This window comes from Actinomycetospora sp. CA-053990, assembly GCF_050948445.1.
Lineage (GTDB): Bacteria > Actinomycetota > Actinomycetes > Mycobacteriales > Pseudonocardiaceae > Actinomycetospora > Actinomycetospora callitridis.
Genome location: NZ_CP192043.1, coordinates 6,018,792 through 6,044,753, shown reverse-complemented (window position 1 = coordinate 6,044,753; position 25,962 = coordinate 6,018,792). Strand labels below are relative to the sequence as shown.

At 73.5% G+C, this 25,962-nt stretch carries 23 protein-coding genes, 1 tRNA gene and 1 pseudogene; 18 read left to right on the top strand and 7 right to left on the bottom strand.

From position 1 onward, the window contains the following. Window positions 1-9 precede the first annotated feature (9 nt). Both ACQPYN_RS30755 and ACQPYN_RS30750 read left to right on the top strand, forming a co-directional pair. A complete protein-coding gene (locus tag ACQPYN_RS30755; RefSeq protein WP_433031010.1) occupies window positions 10-243 on the top strand; it encodes a hypothetical protein in 234 nt (77 codons plus the stop codon). Continuing rightward, the gene (locus tag ACQPYN_RS30750) at window positions 240-395 is read left to right on the top strand and encodes a hypothetical protein (RefSeq protein WP_433031007.1); all 156 of its coding nucleotides are present in this window, start codon (window positions 240-242) and stop codon (window positions 393-395) included. The genes ACQPYN_RS30755 and ACQPYN_RS30750 overlap by 4 nt, the downstream gene beginning before the upstream one ends. A 56-nt stretch (window positions 396-451) precedes the next feature. On the opposite strand, the gene ACQPYN_RS30745 is transcribed toward ACQPYN_RS30750, so the two are convergent. From ACQPYN_RS30745 to ACQPYN_RS30735, 3 genes are all read right to left on the bottom strand, one after another. After that, window positions 452-1,297 (bottom strand): oxidoreductase, encoded by an 846-nt coding sequence (locus ACQPYN_RS30745; protein WP_433031004.1) that lies wholly within the window; start codon window positions 1,295-1,297, stop codon window positions 452-454. Between the two features lie 32 nt (window positions 1,298-1,329). Continuing rightward, complete coding sequence (locus ACQPYN_RS30740) at window positions 1,330-2,067, bottom strand: transglycosylase SLT domain-containing protein (protein ID WP_433031002.1); 738 nt, start codon at window positions 2,065-2,067, stop codon at window positions 1,330-1,332. A 472-nt stretch (window positions 2,068-2,539) separates the two neighbouring features. Continuing rightward, window positions 2,540-3,478 carry an alpha/beta hydrolase gene (locus ACQPYN_RS30735; protein WP_433030999.1) on the bottom strand — a complete coding sequence of 313 codons (939 nt, stop codon included), beginning with the start codon at window positions 3,476-3,478 and terminating at the stop codon, window positions 2,540-2,542. A gap of 126 nt (window positions 3,479-3,604) precedes the next feature. On the opposite strand from ACQPYN_RS30735, the gene ACQPYN_RS30730 reads away from it, so the two are divergent. The 3 genes from ACQPYN_RS30730 to ACQPYN_RS30720 are packed head-to-tail and all read left to right on the top strand — an operon-like array spanning window position 3,605 to window position 4,874. Next, on the top strand, window positions 3,605-3,973 hold the full coding sequence (locus ACQPYN_RS30730; RefSeq protein ID WP_433030996.1) for an ArsR/SmtB family transcription factor: 369 nt from the start codon (window positions 3,605-3,607) through the stop codon (window positions 3,971-3,973). Beyond that, the gene (locus ACQPYN_RS30725; RefSeq protein WP_433030993.1) at window positions 3,973-4,452 is read left to right on the top strand and encodes an SRPBCC family protein; all 480 of its coding nucleotides are present in this window, start codon (window positions 3,973-3,975) and stop codon (window positions 4,450-4,452) included. The genes ACQPYN_RS30730 and ACQPYN_RS30725 overlap by 1 nt, the downstream gene beginning before the upstream one ends. A gap of 23 nt (window positions 4,453-4,475) precedes the next feature. Beyond that, window positions 4,476-4,874, top strand: a complete 399-nt coding sequence (locus ACQPYN_RS30720; protein WP_433030990.1) for a DUF6841 family protein — start codon at window positions 4,476-4,478, stop codon at window positions 4,872-4,874. Window positions 4,875-4,893: 19 nt separating this feature from the next. Here the strand turns inward: ACQPYN_RS30720 and ACQPYN_RS30715 are convergent, their stop codons facing one another. Both ACQPYN_RS30715 and ACQPYN_RS30710 read right to left on the bottom strand, forming a co-directional pair. After that, window positions 4,894-5,379 carry a GNAT family N-acetyltransferase gene (locus ACQPYN_RS30715; protein ID WP_433030987.1) on the bottom strand — a complete coding sequence of 162 codons (486 nt, stop codon included), beginning with the start codon at window positions 5,377-5,379 and terminating at the stop codon, window positions 4,894-4,896. A gap of 143 nt (window positions 5,380-5,522) precedes the next feature. Continuing rightward, a tRNA-Gly gene (locus ACQPYN_RS30710) sits at window positions 5,523-5,596 on the bottom strand. Window positions 5,597-5,853: 257 nt separating this feature from the next. On the opposite strand from ACQPYN_RS30710, the gene ACQPYN_RS30705 reads away from it, so the two are divergent. Together ACQPYN_RS30705 and ACQPYN_RS30700 are read left to right on the top strand one after the other, a co-directional pair. After that, window positions 5,854-6,426, top strand: a complete 573-nt coding sequence (locus tag ACQPYN_RS30705; RefSeq protein ID WP_433030985.1) for a hypothetical protein — start codon at window positions 5,854-5,856, stop codon at window positions 6,424-6,426. A gap of 194 nt (window positions 6,427-6,620) precedes the next feature. Beyond that, a complete protein-coding gene (locus ACQPYN_RS30700; RefSeq protein WP_433030982.1) occupies window positions 6,621-8,342 on the top strand; it encodes a diguanylate cyclase domain-containing protein in 1,722 nt (573 codons plus the stop codon). Window positions 8,343-8,364: 22 nt separating this feature from the next. On the opposite strand, the gene dcd is transcribed toward ACQPYN_RS30700, so the two are convergent. Together dcd and ACQPYN_RS30690 are read right to left on the bottom strand one after the other, a co-directional pair. After that, window positions 8,365-8,943, bottom strand: coding sequence for a dCTP deaminase (gene dcd / locus ACQPYN_RS30695; RefSeq protein WP_274188823.1), 579 nt, complete (start codon window positions 8,941-8,943; stop codon window positions 8,365-8,367). A gap of 167 nt (window positions 8,944-9,110) precedes the next feature. Continuing rightward, the gene (locus tag ACQPYN_RS30690) at window positions 9,111-11,603 is read right to left on the bottom strand and encodes a heterodisulfide reductase-related iron-sulfur binding cluster (protein ID WP_433030977.1); all 2,493 of its coding nucleotides are present in this window, start codon (window positions 11,601-11,603) and stop codon (window positions 9,111-9,113) included. 454 nt (window positions 11,604-12,057) lie between these two features. Here ACQPYN_RS30690 and ACQPYN_RS30685 point away from each other — a divergent pair, with 454 nt between their 5' ends. The 11 genes and pseudogenes from ACQPYN_RS30685 (at window position 12,058) to ACQPYN_RS30635 (ending at window position 25,942) form a co-directional block, all read left to right on the top strand. Then, entirely contained in the window at window positions 12,058-12,324 is a 267-nt protein-coding gene (locus ACQPYN_RS30685; protein WP_274188821.1) for a hypothetical protein, read from the top strand. 5 nt (window positions 12,325-12,329) lie between these two features. Then, entirely contained in the window at window positions 12,330-13,625 is a 1,296-nt protein-coding gene (locus ACQPYN_RS30680) for a hypothetical protein (protein WP_433030973.1), read from the top strand. After that, the gene (locus tag ACQPYN_RS30675) at window positions 13,609-16,506 is read left to right on the top strand and encodes an ATP-binding protein (RefSeq protein WP_433030970.1); all 2,898 of its coding nucleotides are present in this window, start codon (window positions 13,609-13,611) and stop codon (window positions 16,504-16,506) included. The genes ACQPYN_RS30680 and ACQPYN_RS30675 overlap by 17 nt, the downstream gene beginning before the upstream one ends. Before the next feature lie 26 nt (window positions 16,507-16,532). Next, complete coding sequence (locus ACQPYN_RS30670) at window positions 16,533-19,121, top strand: hypothetical protein (protein ID WP_433030967.1); 2,589 nt, start codon at window positions 16,533-16,535, stop codon at window positions 19,119-19,121. Window positions 19,122-19,135: 14 nt separating this feature from the next. Then, the gene (locus ACQPYN_RS30665; protein WP_433030965.1) at window positions 19,136-19,438 is read left to right on the top strand and encodes a hypothetical protein; all 303 of its coding nucleotides are present in this window, start codon (window positions 19,136-19,138) and stop codon (window positions 19,436-19,438) included. A 99-nt stretch (window positions 19,439-19,537) separates the two neighbouring features. After that, a complete protein-coding gene (locus tag ACQPYN_RS30660) occupies window positions 19,538-20,509 on the top strand; it encodes a C40 family peptidase (protein WP_433039143.1) in 972 nt (323 codons plus the stop codon). 187 nt (window positions 20,510-20,696) lie between these two features. Then, window positions 20,697-22,550, top strand: a complete 1,854-nt coding sequence (gene dnaK / locus ACQPYN_RS30655) for a molecular chaperone DnaK (RefSeq protein WP_433030962.1) — start codon at window positions 20,697-20,699, stop codon at window positions 22,548-22,550. A gap of 112 nt (window positions 22,551-22,662) precedes the next feature. Then, the gene (gene grpE, locus ACQPYN_RS30650; protein WP_433030959.1) at window positions 22,663-23,397 is read left to right on the top strand and encodes a nucleotide exchange factor GrpE; all 735 of its coding nucleotides are present in this window, start codon (window positions 22,663-22,665) and stop codon (window positions 23,395-23,397) included. 39 nt (window positions 23,398-23,436) lie between these two features. Continuing rightward, a pseudogene (locus ACQPYN_RS30645) lies at window positions 23,437-24,695 on the top strand (DnaJ C-terminal domain-containing protein). 62 nt (window positions 24,696-24,757) lie between these two features. Then, window positions 24,758-25,174, top strand: a complete 417-nt coding sequence (locus tag ACQPYN_RS30640; RefSeq protein ID WP_274189042.1) for a heat shock protein transcriptional repressor HspR — start codon at window positions 24,758-24,760, stop codon at window positions 25,172-25,174. Between the two features lie 51 nt (window positions 25,175-25,225). Beyond that, window positions 25,226-25,942, top strand: a complete 717-nt coding sequence (locus ACQPYN_RS30635; RefSeq protein WP_433030957.1) for an AIM24 family protein — start codon at window positions 25,226-25,228, stop codon at window positions 25,940-25,942. Window positions 25,943-25,962: the final 20 nt, after the last annotated feature.

Here is a 25,962-nt window from a genome sequence, read left to right as displayed (position 1 = left end):
TCTGCGGGCGTGCCCCGGGACTCCCTCGCCGCGGCGTCGCGCGACGGCCACCTCGCGCTGCGCCGCGTCGAGCGCCAGCAGGCCGTCATCGAGCGCCTCCACACCGCCCGCGGCGCCCGGCTCCAGCTCGCCGACCTCGCCCGCGACCTGGGCGTCGCCCCCGCACCGTGGCCCGCGACGTCGAGCGCCTGCGCGACAGCGGCGTCCCGATCGTCGCGCACCCCGGGCGCGGTGGCGGCGTGAGCCTCCCGCGCGTCGCCGCCCCCGCGCCGATCCGCTTCGACCTGCCCGAGGCCGCGGCGCTGATCTCCAGCCTCGCGGTCCTCGGGCCGACCGTCAGCCCCAGCGCGGCCTCGGCGATGCGCAAGCTGACCGAGGCCGTCGGAGGTCGGTGATCAACGCGGACTTCGTGCGCCTAGAAGCAGCGAACAGCGCGTTCGCTGCGACCGGGTCAGCGCTCGTCGGGCGGGAAGTCGGCGCCCACGGCGACGTCGCGCCAGGCCCCGGCCTCCTCGATGCGCTGCGCCCAGAGCTTCGGGGCGAGGTCCGCCGCGAACTCGCCGAGCAGCAGACGACGGGGCGGGTCCTCGGCGTCGACGACGCGGATCATGGCCTCGCCCGCGCGGCGGGGGTCGCCGGGCTGGGTGAACGCCGACGAGCCGTCCATCGCCTGCCGGCGCGGGCCGAGGATGTCGTCGTAGGCGTGCATCGGGGTCGCGCGCACCATGCTGCCGCCGTTCCAGTCGGTGCGGAACGGGCCCGGCTCGACGATCGTCACGTGGATGCCGAAGGGCTCGACCTCCTGGGCGAGCGACTCCGACAAGCCCTCCAGGCCCCACTTCGTCGCGTGGTAGAGCCCGGTGTTGGGGAAGGCGCCGACGCCGCCGATGCTCGAGATGGGCAGCAGGTGGCCCCGGCGCTGGGCGCGCATCGTCGGCAGCACCGCCTGCATCGACCAGAGCGCGCCGAACAGGTTCACCTCGACCTGCCGGCGTGCCTCCTCCTCGGTGACCTCCTCGACCCCGCCGGCCAGGCCGTAGCCGGCGTTGGCGACGAGGACGTCGATGCGGCCGGTCTCGCCCGCGATCTGGTTGGTCACCGCGAACACGGCGTCGCGGTCGGTGACGTCGAGGTCGCGGGTCAGGAGCCGCTCGGGGTGCTTCGCGGTGAGGTCGTCGAGGGCGCCGGCGTCGCGCGCCGTGGCCACCACGCGGTCACCGGCCTCGAGGACGGTCTCCGTGAGGGCGCGGCCGAGACCGCGCGAGGCGCCGGTGATCAGCCAGGTTCGTTCGCTCATGGCTCCGGCATACCCGCACCGGGCACGGGATGTCAGTCGGCGAGGCCCAGGCCGTCGTCGGGGATCGCCGAACCGCCGTAGCCGATGTAGTTGCCCGACGAGTTCCGCAGGCCGCCGGCCAGGACGTCGTCGATGCTGTGGTTCGCGATCATCGTGCGGACGCCCGCGGTGATGTTGGCGACCGGGTCGAAGATGCCGCGGTCGGCGAGCTCGGGCAGCACCGCGTTGCGGAACGTCGTGTCGATGAGCTGCATGAGGCCCTTGGACGGGGTGCCGCTCGCCGCGTTCGAGTCCCAGTCGTTCACCGCGTCGGCGTTGCCGGTGGACTCCCGCATGATGATCTTCTTGACGCCCGGCGCCAGTCGCTGCGGCAGGCCCATGAGCCCGAGCGCCTTGGCGATCTGCCCGTCGAGGGTGCGCTCGTTGCCGGCCTCGTAGGGCCGTCCGAACTCCAGCGGCCCGTTCTCGCGCTCGTACTCGATGGACTTCAGCATCGAGGAGACGTCGGAGGCGTCGCCGGCGCTGGGCTCGTCGTCGGACGACGAGGAGGCCGCGTGGCGTGCGGTCCCGGTCGAGGTGGCCGGCATGGAGATCGGGCTCACCGAGCTCGAGTGGCCCGCCGTGCCCGCGGCGCGGTGCTGGGAGGCCAGGGACAGCGCGGCCGTGGTCGACGCGGGGTCCGGCGCCTGCGGGGCTTCCGCGTCGGCGACGTGGGCCGTGCTGAGGGCCTGCACGGCGGGGAGGACCGCACCGGCGGCGACAGCGGCCACGAGGATGGTGCCGGGGGTGGAGCGCGGGGAGAACCGGGAGGTTCCGCGCGTCGTCGTCCGGGTACCGCTCAGGGAGAACGGAACAGTGTCCGGCTCGCCTAGGCCGTGTCGGGGCACGGTCACCTCGCTCGTATCGACTACAGGCCCGGCAGCGCAGTGGGGGAGCTGTCGCCGTGACCTATCCGTGATCGGACCGTCACAACATAGCGAGCCTTCGCATGGCCGTGCCGAGCCCCTCCGGCGCCCGGGAGGCCCCGAACGGGCGTCGTCCCCGTGTCGTGGCGACGAGAGGTCCGACGGGCGGGAGCGGGTTGCTCATGCGCACCCGGCCATCCCCGCGAGCGGCGACCGTCGCGCGGCGGGCGGTCCATCGGACGGTGGGCGGCCGCTCGACGGGCGGCTCGCGGACGCTCCACGGCCCCACAACCCTTCGGCGCAGCGTGCCGCCGCCGGCCGGGTCCGCGTGTCGGCCTCAGCGCGTGAGCAGGTCCCGCAGGGCGTCGAGGGCCCGGTCGCCCTCCTCCCGGGCCGCCGCCGATGCCACGGCGAGTCCGAAGTAGCCGTGGATGAGCCCGGCGCCCTCCAGTCGGCGGACGGCCACACCGGCGGCCTCGAGGGCGTCGGCGTGGGCCCGTCCCTCGTCGCGCAGGGGGTCGAGCTCGGCGGTGGCGACGACGGCCGGGGCGACGTCCTGCAGGTCGCCCGCGGCCTCGGGCAGGGCCACCGACGGGTCGTGGCGCAGCGCGGGATCGGGCAGGTAGCGCTCCCAGAACCACTCGAGGTCCGCGCGGGCGAGGAACGGTCCGTCGGCGTTCTCCGCCATCGACGCGGACGCCATCGACGGGTCGAGCCCGGGGTAGAGCAGGAGCTGCGCGTCGAGCTGCGGACCCCAGTCACGGGCGAGCAGGGCGGTGCCGGCGGCCAGGCCTGCGCCCGCGCTGTCCCCGGCGACGACGAGCCGGTCCGACGGCCGCCGGGCGGCGGCCCAGCGCAGCGCGGCGTGGGCGTCGGTGAGCGGCGCGGGGTGCGGGTGCTCCGGGGCGAGCCGGTAGTCGACGGACACGACGGTCGCCCCGAGGTGCGCGCAGACCCGCCGCGCCGAGGCGTCGCCGGTCTCGAGGTCGCCGAGGACCCAGCCGCCTCCGTGCAGCCAGACCACCGTGATCCCCTGCCGCTCGCCCGCCGGCTCGTAGACCCGGACGGCGGTGTCGGTCTCGGTCACGGCGTCGGACACCACGTCGTCGTGCACCGACCCCACCTCGGTCACCGCGTCCCCGCGGCGCGCGAGCGCCAGGTCCCGGTAGACACGGCGGGCCTCGGCGACGGTCTCGCGACGCAGGGGCAGCCAGCCGTCGGCTTCCAGGCGGGCGACCGCGGTCGCGATCTCGGGGTCGATGCGGGGGTCGGTCACGTCGGCATCCTCGGGTCTGTCGCCGGTGCCCGCCACCGTGGGGATCGCTGCTCTCGTTCAACTCAGGGGTTGAACACACTGGACGCGCGGGGTACCGTTCTCCTCAACCGCAAGGTTGAACAAGGAGTGGACGTGGACGACCAACTCTCCCGGGTGTTCTCGGCGCTCGCCGACCCCACCCGGCGCGACATGGTGGCCCGCCTGACCGCCGCCGACGCGACCGTCAACGAGCTCGCCGAGCCCTACGACGTCAGCGTCCAGGCGGTGTCCAAGCACCTCAAAGTGCTGGAGGAGGCGGGCCTCGTCAGTCGCAGCCGCGAGGCGCAGCGACGGCCGGTCCACCTCGAGGCGGAGGTCTTCGACCTGATGACCAAGTGGATCGAGCGCTACCGGCGCCGCGCCGAGGAGCGCTACCGCCGTCTCGACGACGTCCTCGCCGAGATGGACACCGAAGCGCCGACCCCCCGACCCGACAGCGAACGAGGAGCTTCCTGATGAACACCACGACGCGCGAGACGACGATCGCGGCGGACCCGAACGCCCCCACCATCATCATCACCCGCGAGTTCGACGCCCCGCCCGAGCGCGTCTTCCGCGCCCACGTCGAGCCCGAGCTCGTGCGGCGCTGGCTGGGCCCGCGCGGGCTGGAGATGGACATCGAACGCTTCGACTGCGAGACCGGCGGGGCCTACCGGTACACCCACCGGGACGAGAACGGCGAGTACAAGTTCTACGGCTCGTTCCACGAGGTCCGGCCCGACGAGCGGATCGTCCAGACCTTCACCTTCGAGGGCTTCCCCGATGGCGTGAGCCTCGAGACGATGACCTTCACCGACCTCGGCGACGGCCGGACACGCATCGAGGCCCTCTCGTTCTACGACTCGACGGAGACCCGCGACCTGGTGCTCTCCAGCGGCATGGACCACGGCGTGCGCGAGGGCTACGAGCGCCTCGACGAGCTCCTCGCCGGCTGAGGGCACGCGGGCAGGATGGTGGCGTGACCTCCGAGGACGTCGAGCTCTGGTTCGCCACCTACCTGGACTGCTTCGTGGCCCTCGCCCGCGGGGAACGGGACGACGTCGAGGCGATCCTCGGGTTCTACGGCGTGCCCATGCTGCTCAGCTCGCCCGGCGGCACGGGGTGGCTCCACGACGCGGAGCAGGTCGTGGGGGTCACCCGCGCGCAGATCGAGGGCCTGCGCCACGCCGGGTTCGACCGCACCGAGGTCGAGGCCTCCGTCACGGTGGTCCTCAACGCCACCTGCGCCCGCTACGAGGCGCGGTTCCGGCGCCGCGCCGCCGACGGCACCGAGATCGCGAGCTTCTCGGCGAGCTACCTCATCGCCGAGGGCCCCGACGGGCCGCGGATCGCCGCCCTGGCGGTCGGGAAGGCCTGACGGGATCGGCGCGCGGCCCTCAGAGCTCGGCGAACGGCGCCGCGTAGCGGAAGAAGCCGCGCCGCGCCGGCCCCGCGAGCAGCCGGACCTGGAAGGACGCGCCCCAGGCCGGGTCGGGCGAGACGATCCCGAGGTCGCTCGCCGGGCGGAACCCGAACCGCCCGTAGAAGGCCGGCGCGCCGAGCAGGGCGACGAGCTCCTCGTCGCGCCCCTCGGCGGCACCGAGCACCGCGTACATGAGCGCCGAGCCCACCCCGCGTCCCTGCCACTTGGGGTGCACGGCGATCGGGCCCAGGCCGAGGGCGGCCCGTCCGTCGACGTCGCCGCGGGTGGCGACGACGTACCCGACGACCGGCCCGTCGGGCTCCGCCGCGACGAGCGAGTAGGCCGGGAGCCAGCCGGGGTCGTCCCGCAGCCTCGCGAGCAGGCCGACCTCGATCGGCTCCCGCCCGTCGTCCCCGGCGAAGGCCGCCGCGACGACCTCCCGGACCGCGTCCACGTCCACGCGTCGTTCCCGTCGCACCAGCACCCGCGCAGGGTGTCGTGACGGCTCGACGAGGGCAACGGAGACCCCGCCGATGCCCGGGAACGAGAACGGCCCACCCCCGAGTGATCGGGCGGTGGGCCTGTGACCTGCGGAAAGCGGTCTGGAGCGAGTGACGGGAATCGAACCCGCGTATTCAGCTTGGGAAGCTGATGTTCTACCATTGAACTACACTCGCGCGTGGTTCAAGAGCGTACACGGCGTCTGCGGGGCCCGGTGGAGGGCCCGTTGCTCGGACCCCCTGCGTGACTACATCGGTGTCGTTCGCCGCCCGATCACGGTGGGATCACGGATTGGACGCGACCAAGTCGCACACTGCGTCACGGGCCGTTGCGTCGTCGGGGTAGATCCATGACGAGGCCCTGCAGCTGGGGCCACGTCTCGTGTTGGCTGGTCAGCGACACGCGACACCGGACTCCGGCGGAGGAGGTCGAGATGACTGCCTGTGAGCAGCAGGACGGCCTTCTGCCCGAGCTCCTCGTCCTCGTCGCCTCGGTGGAGGACGCGGACGTCCTCGCGGCGCTCGGCGCCCGCGATCCGGAGGTCCTCCCGGTGCTCGTCGCCACCGGTCGCGACCCGATGGCCGTCGACGAGGCCCTCGACGACCTCGGTGCCCTCGCAGGCCGGGTGCTGATCGTCGACGACGCCGAGGCCGGCCCGGCCGCCGAGGCCGCCGTCCTCCTCCCGCGGATCGACGCCCTCGTGGCCGACGACCGTCCCGGCGCCGTCATCGTGCGCGGCGGGTCGCCCACCGCGCTCGTCGCCGCCCAGGTGGCGGTGTGGCGCTCGGTCCCCGTGGTGGCCCTGCCGGTCGATGGGGGGACGGCCGTGGAGACCGCCAACCAGGCGGCGATCGCCGCGCTCGTGGCGACGCAGCACGCCGCGGAGATCGAGCCGGCCGACGTCCGCTCGGTGGCCGCCGCCCAGCGGCTCGTGCGCGAGCGACTGGCGGCCACGGACGCCCCGCGGATCGTCCGGCTACCGACGGACCGCACGCTGTCCGCCTGACGAAGGTCACCCAGAGCGAGCACAGGGCCTTCGGTCATCACTCAGTGATGAAGTGCGCACAAAAAGTAGAGCCCGTACCCCCTCGCGGCTAACGTCATGCCCCGCAAGCCTGATGGACCTGGTGTACAGGCGGCGCACCAGGAAGGCGGGGGTCGGTGAGGCGAGCACCCAGATTGATCCATGAGGTCCAACGGTTGGGCCTCACGGTGTCGATCGCTGCGCTCCTCATCGTGCTGCTGGTGGTCTTCCGGCTCGCGTGGTCCGTGGCGGTGACGGGGCCGACCGACGCCCGGCTGCAGAGCGGACTCCTCGCGCTCGAGGACTCCCACCAGGCGATGCTCGACATGGATGCTTCGCTGCGCGGCTACCTCGCGACCGGCGACCAGTTCTTCACCGACTCCGCCACCGGTGCGGCTCCCGCGCTCGCGGCCGCCGACACGCAGATGGTCAACCTCCTCGAGGAGCCCCAGCTCCGCCAGGACGTGCTCGCCCTCCTGCTCGCGCAGCAGCGCTGGCGCACCGAGTGGGCCGACCAGGCCCGCCAGCTGCCGCCGCCCGGCGGCGCCGAGGCGTTCCTCAAGCAGGGCACGGCGCTCTTCGACGACTACCGCGCCCGCAAGGACGGCACCCGCGTCGACACCCTCGCGGCGATCGATGCGGCCGACCGCAGCGCGGTGGCGAACCAGTTCGTCATCGGGGTGCTGCTGGCGCTCATCGGCATCGCGACGCTCGTCGTCGCCCTGCGCGGGCGGTACCGGCTGCAGCGCCACGTCGTCGTCCCGGTCGACGGCCTGCTCGCGTCGGTCCGCGGGATCAGCGAGGGACGCCTGGCCCCACCGGAGCCCGTGCAGGGGTCCGCGGAGCTCGTGGCGCTGCGCGACGGGCTCGCCGACATGACCGTCGCCCTGCGCCGGCAGCGCGAGGAGGCGGCGGCCCAGGCCGAGCGCCTGCAGGCCCAGACCGACCGGCTGCGCACGATCCTGATCATGACCCGCGAGATCGCGGGCAGTCTCAACACCCGCTACGTCATCGACTCCACCGTGCAGGCGGCGGTCGCGGTCACCGACGGCCGGGTGCTGCTCTGGCTCCTCGAGGAGGACGGCAGCGGCCTCGAGCTCGCCTACGACTCCGACCGGGGCGCGGTGGCGCCCCTCGAGGAGCACTGCCACCTCGGGGTCGGCGTCGTGGGACGGTCGGCGCGCTACGGGCAGATCTCGCGCGGCGACCCCGACACCGGCGAGGACGCCGCCGTCGCGGTGCCGCTGGTCGTCGGTGCGCGGGTGATAGGGATTCTCGAGTGCTACGACTCGCCCGAGGGCGAGGTCGACGGCCAGCGCCTGTCGGCGGTCGAGATGCTCGCGACGCTGTCCGGCTCGGCGATCGAGGCCAGCCGCCTGCACGCCGCCACCGAGCGGCTCTCGCAGTTCGACCCGTTGACCCAGCTCGCCAACCGCCGTCGCCTCGGCGCGGACCTGGACTCCGCCGTCGCCAACGCCAAGCGGCACGGCTCGCCGATGTCGGTGATCATGCTCGACCTCGACCACTTCAAGGAGCTCAACGACCGCTACGGCCACCAGCAGGGTGACGTCGTGCTCCAGGAGGTCGCGAGCACCATCCGCACCGCCATGCGCGACGGGGAGACGGCGTACCGCTACGGCGGCGAGGAGTTCGCGATCCTCGTGACGCGGGGCGGCCCGGAGGAGGCGGCCCAGCTCGCCGAGCGCCTGCGCTCCCGGGTCGAGGCCGACTTCCGGCGCGGCGACAAGCAGCTCGTGACGGCGTCGTTCGGCGTCGCCGGACTGCCCGAGCACGCCGGCGACGGCGAGGCCCTGCTCAGCGAGGCCGACCGGGCGCTGTACTCGGCGAAGAACTCGGGCCGCAACCGCGTGCACCGCGCGGGCGAGCTCGTCGGCTGAGCTCGTCGGCTGAGGGCGCCCGTCAGCGGGGCAGGCCGCGCCGGAAGTTGACGTACGAGCGCGACGGCGTCGGTCCACGCTGGTCCTGGTAGCGCGAGCCGTAGACCGGCGAGCCGTAGGGGTGCTCGCTGGGCGAGGACAGCCGGAACAGGCAGAGCTGCCCCACCTTCATCCCCGGCCACAGCCGGATCGGCAGGTTCGCGACGTTCGAGAGCTCGAGCGTCACGTGGCCGGAGAAGCCGGGGTCGATGAATCCGGCGGTGGAATGAGTCAATAAGCCCAAACGGCCTAGACTCGATTTCCCTTCTAACCGCCCTGCAACGTCGTCCGGCAGCGTGATGACCTCGTAGGTCGAGCCGAGGACGAACTCGCCGGGGTGCAGCACGAACGCCTCGTCCGGCGCCGGCTCGACCATGCGCGTCAGGTCGTCCTGCTGGAGGGCCGGGTCGATGTGCGTGTAGGCGTGGTTGTTGAACGTGCGGAAGTGCGAGTCGAGCCGCAGGTCGACGCTCGAGGGCTGCAGCAGCGTCGCGTCGAACGGGTCGAGCCCGACCCGCCCGGCCGCGATCTCGGCGCGGATGTCGCCGTCGGAGAGCAGCACGCGGGGACCCTATCGGTCGGTGCGGAGGCGGCGTCGCGAGCGCGGAGTTTGCGCGCATAGAGGCAGCGAACAGCGCGTTCGCTGCGACCGACCCGCACGAACGAACGACGCCCCCGCTGCCCGGTGAGCAGCGGGGGCGTCGTTGGTGTCCGGAGGGGTGGACCCGATCAGCTCTCGGGGTTGCGCACGTTGGCCGAGGTGGCCGCGGTGTCCGGGTCGGAGTCGCCGACGTGATCGGTCTCCTCGACCGCCTCGGGTCGCCCGCGCTTGACCGCCGCGAGGAGCATCTGCGAGACGTCCATGACCTCGGTGCCGACGGCCTTGGCCTCGCTCTGGCGCTCGGTGAGACCGTCGGTGAGCATCACGCGGCAGAACGGGCAGCCGGTGGCGATCGTGTCGGTCTCGGTGGCGATGGCCTCGTCGACGCGCTCCATGTTGATGCGCTTGCCGATGTGCTCCTCCATCCACATGCGCGCACCGCCGGCGCCGCAGCACAGCGCCCGGTCGGCGTGGCGGGGCATCTCCTTGAGCTCGGCCCCCGCGGCCTCCACGAGCTCGCGCGGCGGCGTGTAGACCTCGTTGTGACGGCCCAGGTAGCAGGGGTCGTGGTAGGTCACGGTCTTGCGCGCCCCACCGTTCGAGCCGGCATGTCCGTTCCCGTTCCCGTTGGCCGACTCCTTCTCGGCGAGGGCGACCGGGGCGGGCGCGGCCTGGTCGGCGTCGTGGCCCTCGGTGGCGTGGCCGTTGGCCGGGATGAGCCCGCGCTCGGTGCCGTCGGAGTGCGGCCCGTGGTACTGCAGCCCCGTCACCGGCGAGATGTCGAGCTTCGCGGCCGGCACCGGCGACGCCTCGGGGGCGACCGGCACGAGCTTCTTCTCGCGCACCAGCTGGTTGAGCAGCTGGGTGTGGTGGACGACCTCGTAGTGGCCGTCGAGCTGCGGGTACTCGCGCCCGAGGGTGTTCATGCAGTGCGGGCACGTGGTGACGATCTTGCGCGTGCCCGGCTCGCGGCCCTCGAAGACGGCGTCGAGCATCTCCTTGGTCTGCATGGCCATCATCTGGAAGAGGAACTCGTTGCCCGAGCGCCGCGCCGGGTCGCCGGTGCAGCTCTCCTCCTTGCCGAGCACGACGTAGTCCACGTCCGCGATGTGCAGCAGCTCGGCGACCGCGCGCACCGTCTTCTTGGCGTTGTCGTCGAACGCGCCTGCGCAGCCGATGAAGAACAGGTACTCGGTCTCGGGGGCGAGCTCGCCGTCGAACTCGGGCACGTCGAAGGGCAGGTCCTTGGCCCAGTCCATGCGCGAGGAGTTGTTCTGGCCCCAGGGGTTGCCCTTGTTCTCCAGGTTGCGGAACAGGACGCCCAGCTCGGCCGGGAACTCCGACTCGATCATGACCTGGTTGCGGCGCATGTCGACGATGTGGTCGACGTGCTCGATGTCGACCGGGCACTGCTCGACGCACGCGCCGCAGGTGGTGCAGGACCAGAGGACGTCCGGGTCGATGACGCCGAGAGACTCGGCGTCGCCGACGAGCGGGCGGGTGGCCTGCAGGAGGTCGGTGCCGCGGTGGCGCTCGTAGCCCGACTCCGGGACGCCGTGGGCCTCGTGGCCCGGGTTGTCCGCGCCGGCCTGGGTGGCGGCGCCCTCGTCGGGCATGTCCTTGCCGCCGATCATGTACGGCGCCTTCGCGAACATGTGGTCGCGCAGGTCCATGATCAGCAGCTTGGGCGAGAGCGGCTTGCCGGTGTTCCACGCCGGGCACTGGCTCTGGCAGCGACCGCACTCGGTGCAGGTCGCGAAGTCGAGCATGCCCTTCCAGGTGAAGTCCTCGATCTTGCCGCGACCGAAGGACGCCTCCTCGGGCGGATCCTCGAAGTCGATCGGCTTGCCCTCGTGCTCGAGGGGCTGCAGGGCCCCGAGCGCCTTGGGCATGCGCTTCGCCGAGACGTTGATCGGCGCGATGAAGATGTGGAGGTGCTTCGAGTAGAGCACCACCACGAGGAAGATCAGCGCCACGCCGATGTGGAGCATGAGGAAGACGGTCTCGAGCACGAACAGCGTCGTCGGCGACAGCCCGGAGAAGAGGTAGCCGGTGGCGATCGAGGCCCAGGCGCCCGACTCGTAGGGCAGGTTGCCGGCCGCCGACGAGGCGCCGCGGAAGGCGAACAGCGTCCAGACGACGCAGAAGATCAGGAAGAGGATCAGCCACGCGCCGCCGGTGTGGGAGCCGTAGAAGCGGGAGGTCCGCGCGCGGCGCTCCGGGGCCTGCTGGATGCGCATGATCCCGAAGGCGATGATCGAGATCAGCACCATGATCGCGATGAAGTCCTGCAGGAAGCCCAGGGCCGCCCAGCGCCCGATCAGCGGGATGTGGAAGTCCTCGACGAACAGCGCGCCGTAGGCCTCGATGTAGACCGTCAGCAGGATGATGAAGCCCCACATCGTGAAGAGGTGGGCCAGGCCGGGGATCGACCAGCGCAGCAGCTTCCGCTGCCCGAACACCTCGACGAACTGCGCGCGCACCCGCCCGCCGAGACCCTCGGCACGCTTGGCGTCGGGCTGGCCGGAGGAGATCAGGGTGTAGAGCCACCAGGCCCTGCGCGCGGCCACGACGGCCACGACCAGGGTCAGGGCGAGGCCCAGGACCAAACGGACGACCACGACGGGACCTCCCCGAGTGCCGGGTCGTGGTGGTGACCCGGTGAGAACAACGACTGCGTCGGCGGCACTGTAACCGCCGGTCGGGCGATCGGCGCCGCGAAGGGTGACCGAAGCTACTCGGCGGTAACTGGGTGCTGACCACACCATCGGGCGATGCTTTGCAGACGTGAACGCCAGCCGTCCGTGTCGGACCGTGATGACCGTCCGTGCGCTGAGCATCACTCCGGGCTCATCCGGACCACCAGGGCGTGTCGCGCGCCGGATGCGGTCGCGGAGGGTGGACGATGCAGCGACGCCTGTGGGGGAAGGAGTGCGGGACGGGTGTTCCGGCGCTTCTCCAGGGCGCCGCGTGTCGGGGCGAGCGAGGCTTTGAAACACCTCACCTGCCGTGTTTACTCAACCGGTCGAGAACGGGCCCCGGCACATCGATGAGCACGTCCGCAGGAGGACCGCCATGACCGTCACGTTCCTCGGCGCCGACCTGGTCGCGCAGGCCCCGGGGACCGGCGGGCTCCAGGGCTGGATCCAGGACAACATCGTCCCGTTGATCCTCCTGGGCATCGCGATCATCATGTTGTGGATCGGCGGTCGCGGCGACAACGCCGGCGTCGCCCGTCGTGCCATCGGCCTGATCATCGGCCTGATAGCGCTCGGCATCGCGCTCACCCCGGGTGCGGGGGCGCGCGTGGGCGCGTTCTTCGCCCAGCTCATCACGGGGTGACGCGGGTGCACATCCGCACCGACGACGACGTGTACCGCGTCGACGCCGTCTGGCTCGGCCCCCCGAGGGCGACGTTCCCCTGGCGTGCCCGCTACTCCGCGTACGGCGTGGGCCTGCTCGTCATGCTCGTCGTGATGTTCGTCCAGCGGCGCCTCGGCATCGACCTCGGCTTCTTCTCCGTCGCCTGGGCGCTCCTCATCACCGTCGCCGTGACGCGCTTCGTGTCGCGGCGCATCAACGACGAGCGCCCGCTCCTGGAGTGGCTGACGCTCTTCGTCCACGAACTGCGCGGTCCGCGCGCCCGGGATCGCGTGATCGGCGGGGCCCTGACCACCGGCCACGTCACCGTCCACCGCGACCGCCCCCGCCTCACCGGAGCACCCACCGCGATCGCGCTGCCCCGCGGCAGCGACCGGTCGGAGCGCGTGATCGCGCCGGAGGCCGCGGAGGCCGACGACTCCTGGGGCCCGCCGCCGCGGGACGACGAGTCGCCCCGCGACCGGGCGGCCCACACGGCCCGGCCCGCTGCGACCGAGGAGCCGGCGGCTGTCCCCTCCCCGGCGGATGAGACCCCGGCTCCCGAGCCCGTCCCGCAGCAGCGGCGCTCCGCGTCCGCCCGCTCCGGCGAGCACCTGACGCCCGGCGTCGAGGACGCCGTCCCGTCCCACCGCCGCGCGGCGCGCGCCGCGCACGAGCGCCGCCCGCGGGCGCGGTTCCCGGGCCGGACCGCCGCCGCCTCGGGTGCGGAGTTCGGTCCGCCGTCCACCGCGGACATCGGGGCCGAGGCCGGGAAGGCCACCCCGGCGAAGGCCGCCCCGAAGGCCGAGCCGACGAAGGCCGAGCCGACGAAGGCCGAGCCGACGAAGGCCGAGCCGACGAAGGCCGAGCCGACGAAGGCCGAGCCGACGAAGACCGAGCCGACGAAGACCGACCCGAAGAAGACCGACCCGAAGAGGACCGGCGCGACGAAGGAGTCGCCCGCCCTGCCGCCCGCGGCCGACCGGCGTGCCGGCGACGCCTCCGTCGCGGCCTGGACGGGCGCGGGCCGGGCCCGCCGCGAGGCCGTGCCGGCGCACCGCCGCACGACGACGGCCGCCGACACCGACCCCGACCGCACGCAGCGACGTCCCACCCGTCCGCGGCGCCGCCCGGGCTGGCCGATGTCCAACGAGCCCTCCGGCTCGTCGGCACCCGACGCACCGTTCGGCCCGGGGACGCGCGGCAGCGCGGGGCGCCCTGAGAGCGGGCGAGGGAGCGGGCGAGGGGGCGACCGAGGGGACAACGGTGCTGCGCCGCGGTAAGGCCCGGGGCCCGGCCGACGGCGAGCCCCGGCAGCTCGAGTCCGGCCACCGCAGCACGGGCCTGCGTCCTGCCACCGGCACGACGCAGGGTGCCGGCCGGCGCGGCCGCTCCCTGCTGGGCGAGTCCCCGGCCCAGGGCTACCGCTCCGCGATCGCCCTGCGCGCCATCGACGGCAACCTCGCGCGCACCGCGTCGAGCGTCACCGCCTGGTACCGACTGGCCCCGCAGCCGTGGAGCTTCCGCAGTGACACGCAGCGCGAGACGCTGATCCGCCAGATCGCGACCCAGCTCGGCGAGCTGCAGGGCCGCTGGCTGCACGTCCGCGTCACGTCGCGGCCCTACCCGGTGGCGCTGTGGGCCGAGACGTTCGACCACAACGCGCCCGGCCGCCTGCCCGACGTCGCCGGGGCCCTGTCCTGGGAGGGCTTCCTCGAGGGCGAGCAGCGCCACCTCATGGGCCTGTCGATGTCGGACAAGGAGGTCTTCGTCGGCGTCGAGGTCTCCGGGCGCTCGGTCGTCGACCGCTGGCTCGAGGGCGCCGCCCCGCTCCTGGGCCGGCTGGTGCCCTCGGCGGCCACCGCGGAGCTCGCCGCGCTGGAGTCCGAGATCGCGCACGTCGAGGCGCTGGTGTCGCGGGCGGGGCTGGACGCGGTGCCGGCGACCGCCGAGGACATGGCGTGGCTGATGCACCGCTCGTGCTCGCTCGGGCTGCCCGCGCCGCGCACGGTGACCCCGACCTCGGGTGACCACTGGGAGACCGAGGACCTCGCGGCGTTCACCGACGGCGTCGCGCTGCACCAGGAGCCGTACGCGCCGACCGTCCAGGTCCTCGGACGGTTCGGCACGCAGCCCGTGCAGCGGCACGTCGCGGTGCTCTCGGTGGGCCTGATGGACGGGCTGCGGATCCCCGAGGCCGACGACCCCTGGATGCAGCGCAGCGACCGGCTGCCGTTCCCCGTCGAGTGGTCCGCCCGCATCTACGTGCGCAAGCCGGAGGAGGTCGCCGGCGAGCTGCAGCGCCAGATGGGCAAGGTGCGCAGCCAGATCCGGCACTACACGCACGACCACGACCTGGACCCGCCGATGTCGCTCTCGCGCCAGGCCGACCGGGTGCTGCAGATCGAGGACGAACTCTCCGGCGGGCTCACGCAGCTCAACACCCGGGTCTACGGGTGGTGGCGCGTCGCGGTCTCGGGGCGCGACGAGAGCGAGGCGCTGACCCGCGCCCAGCAGGTGCTCGACCTCTACCGCCCGCGCGTGGCCATGGAGCACCCCGAGGCCCAGTACGCCTACGCCCGCGAGTTCATCCCCGGCGAGCCGCTGGCGTCGACGGCCTACCGGCGCCGCGGATCGGTGACCTGGGTGGCGGCGGGCGTGCCGGCCGCATCGGCGTCGGTGGGCGACCGCCGCGGGGTCATGATCGGCGAGACCTGCACGGCCACCCGCCGGCCGGTGGCGTGGGACCCGTGGATGGCGCAGGAGGTGCGCCGGGCCTCGGGCCTCACCGCGGTGGTGGGTGGTCTCGGCTCCGGTAAGTCGTTCCTCACCGGACTACTCGTCTACAAGACGCTGCGCGCCGGAGCCCGATGGACGGTGCTCGACCCCTCCGGCCCGCTCGCGGAGCTGACCAAGCTCCCGGAGCTCGCGCCGTTCTCGCGGCACATCCACCTGCTCGGCGCCGACCCCGGCATCCTCAACCCCTACCGGGTGGTGGCCGAGCCCCGGCGCGACCACTTCCTCGACGAGGACGACCCCGACAAGGCCTGGCGCCGCGAGCGCTCGCTGGCCGCCGCGACCCGCCGGCGCCTGGTGCTCGACGTGCTCACCGGCCTGCTGCCCTTCGACGTGGCGCGCATGCCCCACACCCGGATCGTGCTGCTGCGCGCGGTGCGCGAGGTCGGCGGCGCCCCGGACCGCGACCCGGGCCAGGTCATCGCCGTGCTGCGCCGCCACGCGCGCGAGGGGGAGGAGCACGCCGACGTCGTCGCCGACTTCCTCGAGGAGCGCCGCGAGCTGCCCCAGGCCGCGCTGCTGTTCCCCGACGAGAACGCCGACCCGCGCGCCGACCCCTGGGTCGGCGAGGAGAACTACCGGCTCACCGTCCTGACGATGCAGGGCATGGCGCTGCCGCGCCCCGGGAGCCCGCGCGAGGAGTGGACGGACGGCGAGTCACTGGCCGTCGAGCTGCTCAACCTCGCGTCCTGGCTGACCCAGCGCACGATCTACACGGCCGACCGGAACCTGCGGAAGGGCGTGGCGCTCGACGAGACCCACTTCCTGTCCCAGATCCCCACCGGCAAGGTGCTCATCGACCGCCTCGCCCGCGACTCCCGCAAGTTCAACGTCCGCGCGCTGTTCGCCTCCCAGCTCGCGGGCGACCTGCTGCGCGTGCCCGGGTTCGCGTCGCTGGTCAACGCGGTGTTCGTCGGCCGCACGGACGACGAGGAGGCCCAGGCCGAGGCTCTGCGCCTGCTCCGGGTGCCCACCGACGTGGGCTACGAGGAGATGCTCGGGACGCTGTCCCCGCGCCCCCGCCACGACGACCGCCCGGACGACACCCCGCGCCAGTTCGTCTTCGCCGACGGGCACGGCGGCGTCGAGAAGATCCGGATCGACCTCGAGGGCCCGCACCTCGAGCACCTGCGCGAGACCCTCGACACCAACCCCGACGCCCGCCGGGTCCGGCCGCTGCCGTCGGGCCCCGTCGAGTCGCCGGCCGAACCGCCGGCCGGCTCGGCGCCGTCCGTCCCGCCCGAGACCGAGGCGGAGCGCACCGGACCCGTGCCGGTCGTGCCCGCGGCCGGCCCGCCCCCGCCCCGCCCGCTCCACCCGCCGCGCCCCGCCGTCCGACGACCCCGCCGCCCGGCACCGCCCGGGTGAGCCCGGTGACGCCGTCGCGCAATCCGATGGTCGAGCGCACGGTCGTCGAGGGCACGGTGCTGGACGAGCGCCCCGACGGCCCGGAGTCCCTGCCGCCCGGGCTCGACGACCTGGTGCCCGACCTCGACGACGACCTCCCCGGGCCGCCCGCGGAGACCAGTGACGCCGCCGGGACCACCGGGCCCGCCGGCGACGACGACTGGGCCGACGCCTGGGTCATGGACGAGGGTCCGGCCACCGGGGACGCGGTCGGGGAGCTGGCGGACGGCGCCACGGTGACGACGCCCGCCGACCGCAGCCCCGGGCGGCGGGACGCCCCCGACCCCGGCGGCTGGGTGGGCGCCGGGCGCCCGGGGACCCGGGTGACCCTCGTCGTCGCGATCCTCGCCGCCGCCCTCGTCGTGGGGTGGCGGCGGTCCCAGCGCGCACAGCGCGCCCGGGAGAAGAGGGAAGCTCGTCCGAGCCGCGGCCGGCGCCGGGCGCTCGTCACCGTCGTCACGCTGGTCACGGGCCTGGTGCTCGTCGGGCTGCCCGCGTCGGCCGCCCCGCTGGACTGCAAGGCCGCCCCGGACCCCGACCGCCCGGGCACGGGTCTCGTCGGCTCGCTCGACCCCGCGCCGCTCGGGGTCGGCGCTCCCGGCAGCGTCTACAACGAGGTCGGCTACGCCGGGCAGGTCTGGTGGACCTACGACCTCGGCTGCGGCCCGGGCGCGGCCCGCGACCCCGCGGCGGCCACCGACACATGGCTGGGCAACCAGTTCTTCAACCTCGCCAAGCTCGTCGTCGGCGGCGTCAACTGGTCGCACTACCTCATCGAGCAGGGCTCGGGGCTGCTCAGCCCGCTCGACGGGATCGTGCAGGCCGGCACGCAGGCGATGTACAGCGCGGTGTTCTCGACGTGGGTCGGCCTCGCGCTGATCGTGCTCGCGGCGATCCTGCTGGTGCTCGCGATGCGCGGCGACCTCTCGCGCCAGGCGCAGCGCGCCGGCATCGCGGTGATCGCCCTCGCGATCGCCGCCGCGGCCTACGCCGCCCCGGTGCGCTGGTCGAGCATGCTCGACGGGGTCCTGCTCGACGGCGTCACCGCGATGCAGCGGGGCTTCCTGGGCCAGGTCGGGGTGGGTGACGCCAACACCCTCCCGACGGTGCTCACCGACCAGATCGTCTACAACAACTGGCTGCGCGGGCAGTTCGGCTCCGCGGACGTGCCGCAGGCCCGGGACTTGGGCCGCGAGCTGCTGCGGGCGCAGACGTTCACCAAGCAGGAGGTCGCCGACGGCCAGGACGGGCAGGCCCAGGCGGACGCGAAGAAGCAGCAGTACACGGCCGTCGCCGACCGCGTGGGCGACCGCTACAGCTACTTCCAGGGCCGGCAGGGCTCGCGCACCGGCGCGGGCGTGCTCGCGCTCATCCAGGCCGTGTGCATCGGGCTGTTCCAGCTGATGAGCAAGCTGCTGATCCTCGTCTCGATGTTGATCATCAGGCTGCTCGTGATGGTCGCGCCGGCGCTCGCCCTGCTCGCGCTGCTCAAGCCCGAGGTGCTGCCCGCGACGCTGCGGGTCGGCGGGGCGGCGCTGGTCAACACCCTGCTCGTCGGGGCGATGGCGGGGCTGCACTCGCTGATGGTCATCGCCCTCTTCCGTCCCGGGGCGGGGGTCAACACGTGGCTCGCGCTGCTGGTCACCGGGGTGGTGACGGTGGTGATGTGGGCCCTCGCGCGCCCGTTCCGCCGCCTCGCGGCGATGGTCTCGCTGACCCGCGACCAGATGAGCGGCTTCCTCCCGCCCGCCGGGACGGGCGCGCTGTCGCGCTTCCTGCCGGGGTCGACGTCGCGCCAGGACGACTGGTGGACCGAACGGCGCGGGACGAGCGGCACCGGTGGCGACGGCTGGCGCCCCGAGGGGAGCACCCGGGCGCGCACCGAGCCCGCGACCTCCGCGGCCGGCACCGACATCGTGGCCCCGGGGCCGTTGCGCGTCGACAGCGAGCGGGTCGGCCACACCCAGGAGCACGCCGCCGACCCCGCGGCGGCGCTGGCGGCCCGCCGCGCCGCGCAGCGGCGCTGCCCGGCGGCACGTCCACGGGGATGTCGGTCGGCGCGCCCCGTGGCGACCGGGACGCGACCCCGGCGGCCCGCGCCGCGGTCGGCGACGCCGACCGCAGCCTCTACCGCAGCGTGGCCGCCCGCAGCAACGACGCCGGGGGCCCGCGGCGGCCGGTGCAGGCCGAGCTCGTCGACGGCGCGCCGGTGTACCGGGTCTACCGCCCGAGCCGGCCGGTCGGGTCGGGCTCCAGCACTCGCTCCTCGCGGACCGCGCGCACCCCGCGCTCCTCCGCCGGCGAGGGAGGCGCGCGTGCCGATCCGGACTAGGCGCGGTCGCACGGCGGCCTACCGGGCGCTCTGGGAATGGCCCCTGCACTCGCCCGCGCGCCTGTTCGCGGTCCTCGCGGTGCTGGTGGCCGTCGTCATCGGGTTCTCCTACGTCGGCGGGGCCGTGAGCGGGCCGAGCACCCCGGGCCGCGCCCTCGGGCCGGCGTCGACCACCGCCCCCGGTGCGCCGCCCGGCAGCGGGTCGGCGCCGGTCACGGAGCTGCGCCCCGGAGCCTGCCGCTGAGCGACGCCCCGCCCGTGGCGCTGGCCGTCGCGGACCGCTGGACGCGGGCGTGGGCGACGCACCCGCCGGGCACGACGCCCGCGCAGTGGACCGCCGGCCTGGCCCCGTTCACCACCGACGAGTACCTCGCGACCCTCACCGAGGTCGATCCCGCGAACGTGCCCGGAACCCGCGTCACCGGCCCGCCGCAGGCCGTCGAGGTCCGCCCCGAGGCCGTCCGCGTGCAGGTGCCCACCGACGCGGTGCGCCTGGAGCTGCTGATGGTGCAGGTCGCGCCCGGGGACTGGCGTGTGTCCGGCTACGACCGGGCGTCCTAGGCGGCACGCGTGATCACCCCGCCCCGGCTCCCGCCCCGCCTGCGGTTCCTGCGCCTGCTGCTGCCCGTCGCGGCCCTCGCGGGCTTCCTCGTCGTCGTGATGGCCGCGGGGCTGCTCGTGGTCGGGCAGTTCGTGGGCGGCGGTGAGGACGGCGAGGAGGCGACGACGTGCGAGGCCGGGACGGGCGCGCCGCCGTCGGCGGACGTCCCGCAGACCTCGGCGGAGCTCGACGCGGTGCAGCGCCAGACGGCGGCCACGATCATCGGCGTCGCCAAGGGCATGGCGATCCCGCCGCGGGGCTGGGTGGTCGCGTTGGCCACGGCGATGCAGGAGTCGCAGATGGGCACCGTCGGCATGGACGTCGCGGTGGACCACGACTCGCTCGGCGTGTTCCAGCAGCGGCCCAGCCAGGGCTGGGGGTCGCCGGAGCAGGTGCGCGACCCCGTCTACGCGACCCGGACGTTCCTCGAGCGCCTGCTCACCGTCCCCGGCTGGGACACGATGCCCGTCACGCGGGCGGCGCAGATCGTGCAGCGCTCGGCGTTCCCCAACGCCTACGCCAAGTGGGAGTCGCTGGCGAACAGCCTGGTCACCGACCTCGCGGGGGTGACCGGTGCGATCCAGGAGTGCGTGCCCGCGGCCCAGGCGGGCCCGGGTCCCGCGGCCGCGCTCCCGCCCGGGGTGGCGCGCACGGCGATCGAGTTCGCCACGGCCGAGACCGGCAAGCCCTACGTCTGGGGCGCCACCGGGCCGAGCAGCTACGACTGCTCCGGGCTGATGCTGCGGGCCTACGAGCGAGCCGGGATCGTGCTGCCGCGCGTCTCCCGGGACCAGTACAACGCCGGCGCGCACGTGGCCGTCGAGCAGGCCCAGCCGGGTGATCTGCTCTTCTGGGCCTACGACCAGTCGGATCCCGACACGATCCACCACGTGGCGATGTACCTCGGCAACGGGCAGATGATGGAGGCCCAGCAGACCGGCGTGCCGCTGGGCACCCGCGAGGTCAAGTGGGACGAGGGCGAGCTCCTGCCCCTCGCGACCCGCCCGGGCACCGGCTCGGACCGGGCCTGACCAGCCCTGACGAGGTCTTCTCGACGAAGTTGAGCGTGGCGGGAACAAGTCCGTGCGATGCTCCGTTGCTCGGGATGACACACTTGAGCGCGACGGACTCAGGTTCGGTTTGCGCGACACAGCATCCGGGTCATACTTGAGCGAAGAACACTCAATGACATCCCCGGTCTCGAGAGGAGACGTCAGCATGGCGCGAGCGGTCGGCATCGACCTCGGCACGACCAACTCGGTGGTCGCCGTCCTGGAGGGCGGCGAGCCGACGGTCATCGCGAACTCCGAGGGAAGCCGCACCACCCCGTCGGTGGTTGCGTTCGCCCGGAACGGCGACGTCCTGGTGGGCCAGTCGGCCAAGAACCAGGCGGTGACCAACATCGATCGGACGATTCGGTCGGTCAAGCGGCACATGGGCACCGACTGGGCCGTCGAGATCGACGACAAGAAGTACACGGCGCAGGAGATCAGCGCCCGCACGCTGCAGAAGCTCAAGCGCGACGCGGAGGCCTACCTGGGCGAGGAGGTCACCGACGCGGTGATCACCGTCCCGGCCTACTTCGAGGACGCGCAGCGCCAGGCCACCAAGGAGGCCGGCCAGATCGCGGGCCTCAACGTCCTGCGCATCGTCAACGAGCCCACTGCGGCGGCTCTGGCCTACGGCCTGGAGAAGGGCGAGACCGAGCAGACCATCCTGGTGTTCGACCTGGGTGGCGGCACGTTCGACGTGTCCCTGCTCGAGATCGGCGACGGCGTCGTCGAGGTGAAGGCCACCAACGGTGAGAACCACCTCGGTGGCGACGACTGGGACGAGCGGATCATGACCTGGCTGGTCGACCGCTTCAAGAGCTCCCAGGGCATCGACCTGTCGAAGGACAAGATGGCGATGCAGCGTCTCCGCGAGGCCGCGGAGAAGGCGAAGATCGAGCTCTCCAGCTCGTCCAGCGCCAGCATCAACCTGCCCTACATCACGGTCGACGCCGAGAAGAACCCGCTGTTCCTGGACGAGACGCTCTCGCGCGCCGAGTTCCAGCGGATCACCTCGGACCTGCTCGAGCGCTGCCGCAAGCCGTTCAACCAGGTGGTCAAGGACGCGGGCATCTCCGTGGGCCAGATCAGCCACGTGGTGCTCGTCGGCGGCTCGACCCGCATGCCCGCGGTGCACGACCTGGTGAAGGAGCTCACCGGCGGCAAGGAGCCCAACAAGGGCGTCAACCCCGACGAGGTCGTCGCCGTCGGAGCCACGCTGCAGGCCGGCGTGCTGCGCGGTGACGTGAAGGACGTCCTGCTCCTCGACGTCACGCCGCTGTCCCTCGGCATCGAGACCAAGGGCGGCGTCATGACCAAGCTGATCGAGAAGAACACGACGATCCCGACCAAGAAGTCCGAGGTCTTCACGACGGCGGAGAACAACCAGCCGTCGGTGCAGATCCAGGTCTTCCAGGGCGAGCGTGAGATCGCGGCCTACAACAAGAAGCTCGGCATGTTCGAGCTCACCGACCTGCCGCCCGCCCCGCAGGGCGTGCCGCAGATCGAGGTCAGCTTCGACATCGACGCCAACGGCATCGTCAACGTCTCGGCCGTCGACAAGGGCACCGGCAAGTCCCAGCAGATGACCATCACCGGCGGCTCGGCCCTCTCGAAGGACGAGATCGACCGGATGGTCCAGGACGCCGAGGCCCACGCCGACGAGGACCGCCAGCGCCGCGAGGCCGCGGAGACCCGCAACCAGGCGGAGACGCTGGTCTACCAGACCGAGAAGTTCATCTCCGAGAACGACGACAAGCTGCCGTCGGACATCAAGGAGAAGGTCCAGGCCGCCGTCGGCGAGCTGAAGACCGCCCTCGAGGGTGAGGACACCGAGGCGATCAAGGCCGCCTCGGAGAAGGTCGCCACCGAGTCCCAGCAGCTCGGTCAGGCCCTCTACGCCCAGCAGCAGTCCGAGGGCGGCGCCGCAGGTGCCGCCGGGGCTGCCGGCGACGCGGGTCCGGCCGACGGGGCCGACGACGTGGTCGACGCGGAGATCGTCGACGACGACAAGAAGGAGTGACCCGACCGGCGGGGCCGCAGGCTTCCTGCGGCCCCGCCGGCTCCGGCACGTTCTCCCCCCATCGTTCTCACCCCGGCGCCGCGGCGTCGGGGACCCTCTCGAGGAGGTCACAGTGCAGGATCCGGTCGTCGGGCAGGACGCCACCGACTCCAGTGTCGGCGGGGTGCCCACCTCCGGTCAGGACGCGCCCGCCGGGACGCCGCAGGGCGACGGCGCGACGGACGACGCCGCGACGCCCGCCCCGGGAGCCCTCGACGGGCTCGCCGGTGAGGCGCGGGCGGCCCAGGCCGCCGCGGACGCCAGCGCGTCGGACGCCAGCGCGTCGGACGCCACTGCGGGCGGGACCGCCGAGGGCGCCGACCCGGAGCTCGAGCGTGTGCGCGGCGAGCTCGCCGAGCGCACCGCCGACCTCCAGCGCGTCTCGGCCGAGTTCACCAACTTCCGCCGGCGCACCGAGCGCGAGCGCGAGTCGACCGTGGCGTCGGCGAAGGCGTCCGTGGCCGGCGAGCTGCTCACGGTGCTCGACGACGTCGAGCGCGCCGCGAGCCACGGCGACCTGACCGGCCCGTTCAAGGTCGTCGCCGACCGTCTCACCGAGACGCTGCAGCGCGCGGGCCTGACCCCCTTCGGTGCCGAGGGCGACACCTTCGACCCGTCGGTGCACGAGGCCGTCGCCCACGACACCTCCCCGGACGTCTCGGGCCCGACCGTCACCACGGTCATGCGCCGCGGCTACCGCTTCGGCGACCGTGTGCTGCGCGCGGCGATGGTCGCGGTCACCGACTCCGACGGCACCGCGCCCGCCACCGACACCACGTCGGAGCCGGCGGACGCCGGCACCTCCTGATCACCACACCCCCGGCCCCGCGGAAGGAGCAGTTCCGACATGAGCGCCCGTGACTGGGTCGAGAAGGACTACTACCGCGAGCTGGGTGTGGCCAAGGACGCCTCCGCCGACGACGTCAAGAAGGCCTACCGCAAGATCGCGCGGGAGAACCACCCCGACGCGAAGCCCGGCGACGCGAAGGCCGAGGCCCGCTTCAAGGCGGCGGGCGAGGCGTACGGCGTGCTCTCCGACCCGGAGAAGCGCCAGCAGTACGACGAGGCGCGCACGATGTTCTCGGGCGGGCGCTTCGGCGGGTTCGGCGGCGGACGCGGCGCCGGGGCCGGCGCGGGCGCCGGCGGCACCGGGTTCTCCGGTGGCTTCGACGTCGGCGACCTCTTCGGCGGCGGGGCGCCCGCGCGGGCCAGCCCGGTGCGGGCGGTCTCGGCGACCTGCTGGGCGGGCTGTTCGGCGGCGGTGCCGGCACCACCACCGGGCCGACGCCCGGCATGGGCGGCACCCGTCCGCGCGAGCAGCGCGGCGCGGACGTCGAGACCGACGTCCGCATCGACTTCGCCGAGGCGGTCGGCGGCACCACCCTGCCGCTGCGCCTGGCCTCGCCGACGCGCTGCACGAACTGCGGCGGCAACGGCGCCAAGCCCGGCACCAGCCCCCGCACCTGTCTGACCTGCGGCGGCGCCGGGGTGGTCTCGCGCAGCCAGGGTGCGTTCGCCTTCAGCGAGCCGTGCCGCGACTGCTCGGGTACCGGGTCGATCGTCGACGAGCCCTGCCCCGAGTGCGGCGGCGACGGCGTGAGCACCCGCTCGCGCACCCTCACCGTGCGGATCCCGCCGGGCGTCGACGACGGCCAGCGCATCCGCCTCGCCGGCCAGGGGCAGCCCGGCAGTCGCGGCGGCCCGCCCGGCGACCTGTTCGTCGTCGTGCACGTCAACTCCGACGACCTGTTCGGGCGCTCGGAGCGCAACGCCGACGACCTGACGCTCACCGTGCCGGTGACGTTCCCCGAGCTCGTCGACGGCACGACGATCACCGTGCCCACCATGGACGGCAAGGTCTCGCTGAAGGTCCCCGCGGGGAGCAGCAGCGGACGGACGTTGCGGGTCCGCGGGCGCGGGGTGCACCGTAAGGACGGGCGCACCGGCGACCTGCTGGTCACCGTCGAGCTCGCGGTGCCGAGCCGGCTGAGCAAGGAGGCACGCGAGGCCCTCGACGCCTACGTCCAGGCGACGTCGGACCACGACCCGCGGGCCGACCTCACACGGCGCGCCGAGGCCGCTGCCCGGAGGGAGACCGCGTCATGAGCGGGGGCAAGGGCGGAGCCGACGAGCGCGGGCCGTGGCCGGCCCCGCTCGGCGCCCCGTCCATGCCCGCCCTCCCGACGTGGGCCGACGAGGACACCCCCGTCTTCGTCATCTCCGTCGCGGCGCAGATCGCCGGGATGCACGCGCAGACCCTGCGCAGCTACGACCGCATCGGTCTCGTGAGCCCGGGCCGCGCCAGCGGCGGCGGGCGGCGCTACTCGGTGCGCGACATCGCCGTGCTCCGCGAGGTCCAGCGGCTCTCGCAGGAGGACGGCGTCAACCTCGCCGGTATCAAGCGGATCATCGAGCTCGAGCGCGAGGTCGGTGCGCTGACCGACCGCCTCGCCGAGGTCACCGAGGAGCTGGCCCGCTGGCGCACCGCCGCGGAGCAGGCCCCGTCACGCGGCGACCGGCTGCCGGCCCGGCGCACCCAGTCGGTGGTCGTCTGGCAGCCAGGGCCTCGCCACCGACACGAGTGACGGCGATGCGCAGCGCGATGCAGCATGCCCGCCCGTCGCTATGGTCGGCGCATGCAGTCGCGGATCACGGGCACCACCATGCCGGTTCTCGAGATCACCCTGGCCCCGGGCGAGCGACTCACGGCCGAGGGCGGGGACGTCGCGTGGTTGACGTCGGGCTTCTCGCTGGAGACCTCGACCCGGTTCGGGTCCGGCGGCCGCGGCGGGTTCATGAGCGGTCTCAAGCGTGCCCTCGGCGGAGGCCAGCTCTTCCTCACCGAGTACACGCCGCCGCGGTCCGGCGGGTTCGTGGCGTTCGCGGCCCAGCTCCCGGGCTCGATCCGCGAGATCACGGTCGATCCCGCCGCGCCGGTCATGGTTCTCTCGGGATCGTTCGTGGCCAGCACGTCGGAGATCGAGGTGTCGGTCGGGCTGCAGAAGAAGATCGGCGCGGGTCTCTTCGGCGGGGCGGGCGTGGTCTTCCAGAAGCTCGCCGGGCACGGCACGGCGTGGGTCCAGCTGGCCGGAGAGATCACCGAGTACGACCTGCCGGCCGGCCAGTCGCTCTGGGTCCACCCGGGCCACCTCGCACTCCTCCCGGCGGATCTCCGCGTGGAGTTCGCGTCGATCGGCGGGGTCAAGAACAAGCTCTTCGGCGACTCGCTGCTGATGGCCGAGGTCCACGGGCCCGGGCGCATCTGGCTGCAGTCGATGACGCCGGCCAAGCTCGCCGCCGCCATCCAGCCGTACCTGCCGGACCGCTCGTCGTCGTCATCGTCGGACGACTGACCTCCCCCGCCGGGTCCGGC

What these genes read in the sequence shown, in the direction of transcription:
- ACQPYN_RS30745 (WP_433031004.1), bottom strand. Translation starts at nt 1,297, where the DNA reads ATGAGCGAACGAACCTGGCTGATCACCGGCGCCTCGCGCGGTCTCGGC.
- ACQPYN_RS30725 (WP_433030993.1), top strand. Translation starts at nt 3,973, where the DNA reads ATGAACACCACGACGCGCGAGACGACGATCGCGGCGGACCCGAACGCC.
- ACQPYN_RS30705 (WP_433030985.1), top strand. Translation starts at nt 5,854, where the DNA reads ATGACTGCCTGTGAGCAGCAGGACGGCCTTCTGCCCGAGCTCCTCGTC.
- ACQPYN_RS30685 (WP_274188821.1), top strand. Translation starts at nt 12,058, where the DNA reads ATGACCGTCACGTTCCTCGGCGCCGACCTGGTCGCGCAGGCCCCGGGG.
- ACQPYN_RS30670 (WP_433030967.1), top strand. Translation starts at nt 16,533, where the DNA reads ATGGTCGAGCGCACGGTCGTCGAGGGCACGGTGCTGGACGAGCGCCCC.
- ACQPYN_RS30660 (WP_433039143.1), top strand. Translation starts at nt 19,538, where the DNA reads ATGGCCGCGGGGCTGCTCGTGGTCGGGCAGTTCGTGGGCGGCGGTGAG.
- dnaK (WP_433030962.1), top strand. Translation starts at nt 20,697, where the DNA reads ATGGCGCGAGCGGTCGGCATCGACCTCGGCACGACCAACTCGGTGGTC.
- ACQPYN_RS30640 (WP_274189042.1), top strand. Translation starts at nt 24,758, where the DNA reads ATGCCCGCCCTCCCGACGTGGGCCGACGAGGACACCCCCGTCTTCGTC.
- ACQPYN_RS30635 (WP_433030957.1), top strand. Translation starts at nt 25,226, where the DNA reads ATGCAGTCGCGGATCACGGGCACCACCATGCCGGTTCTCGAGATCACC.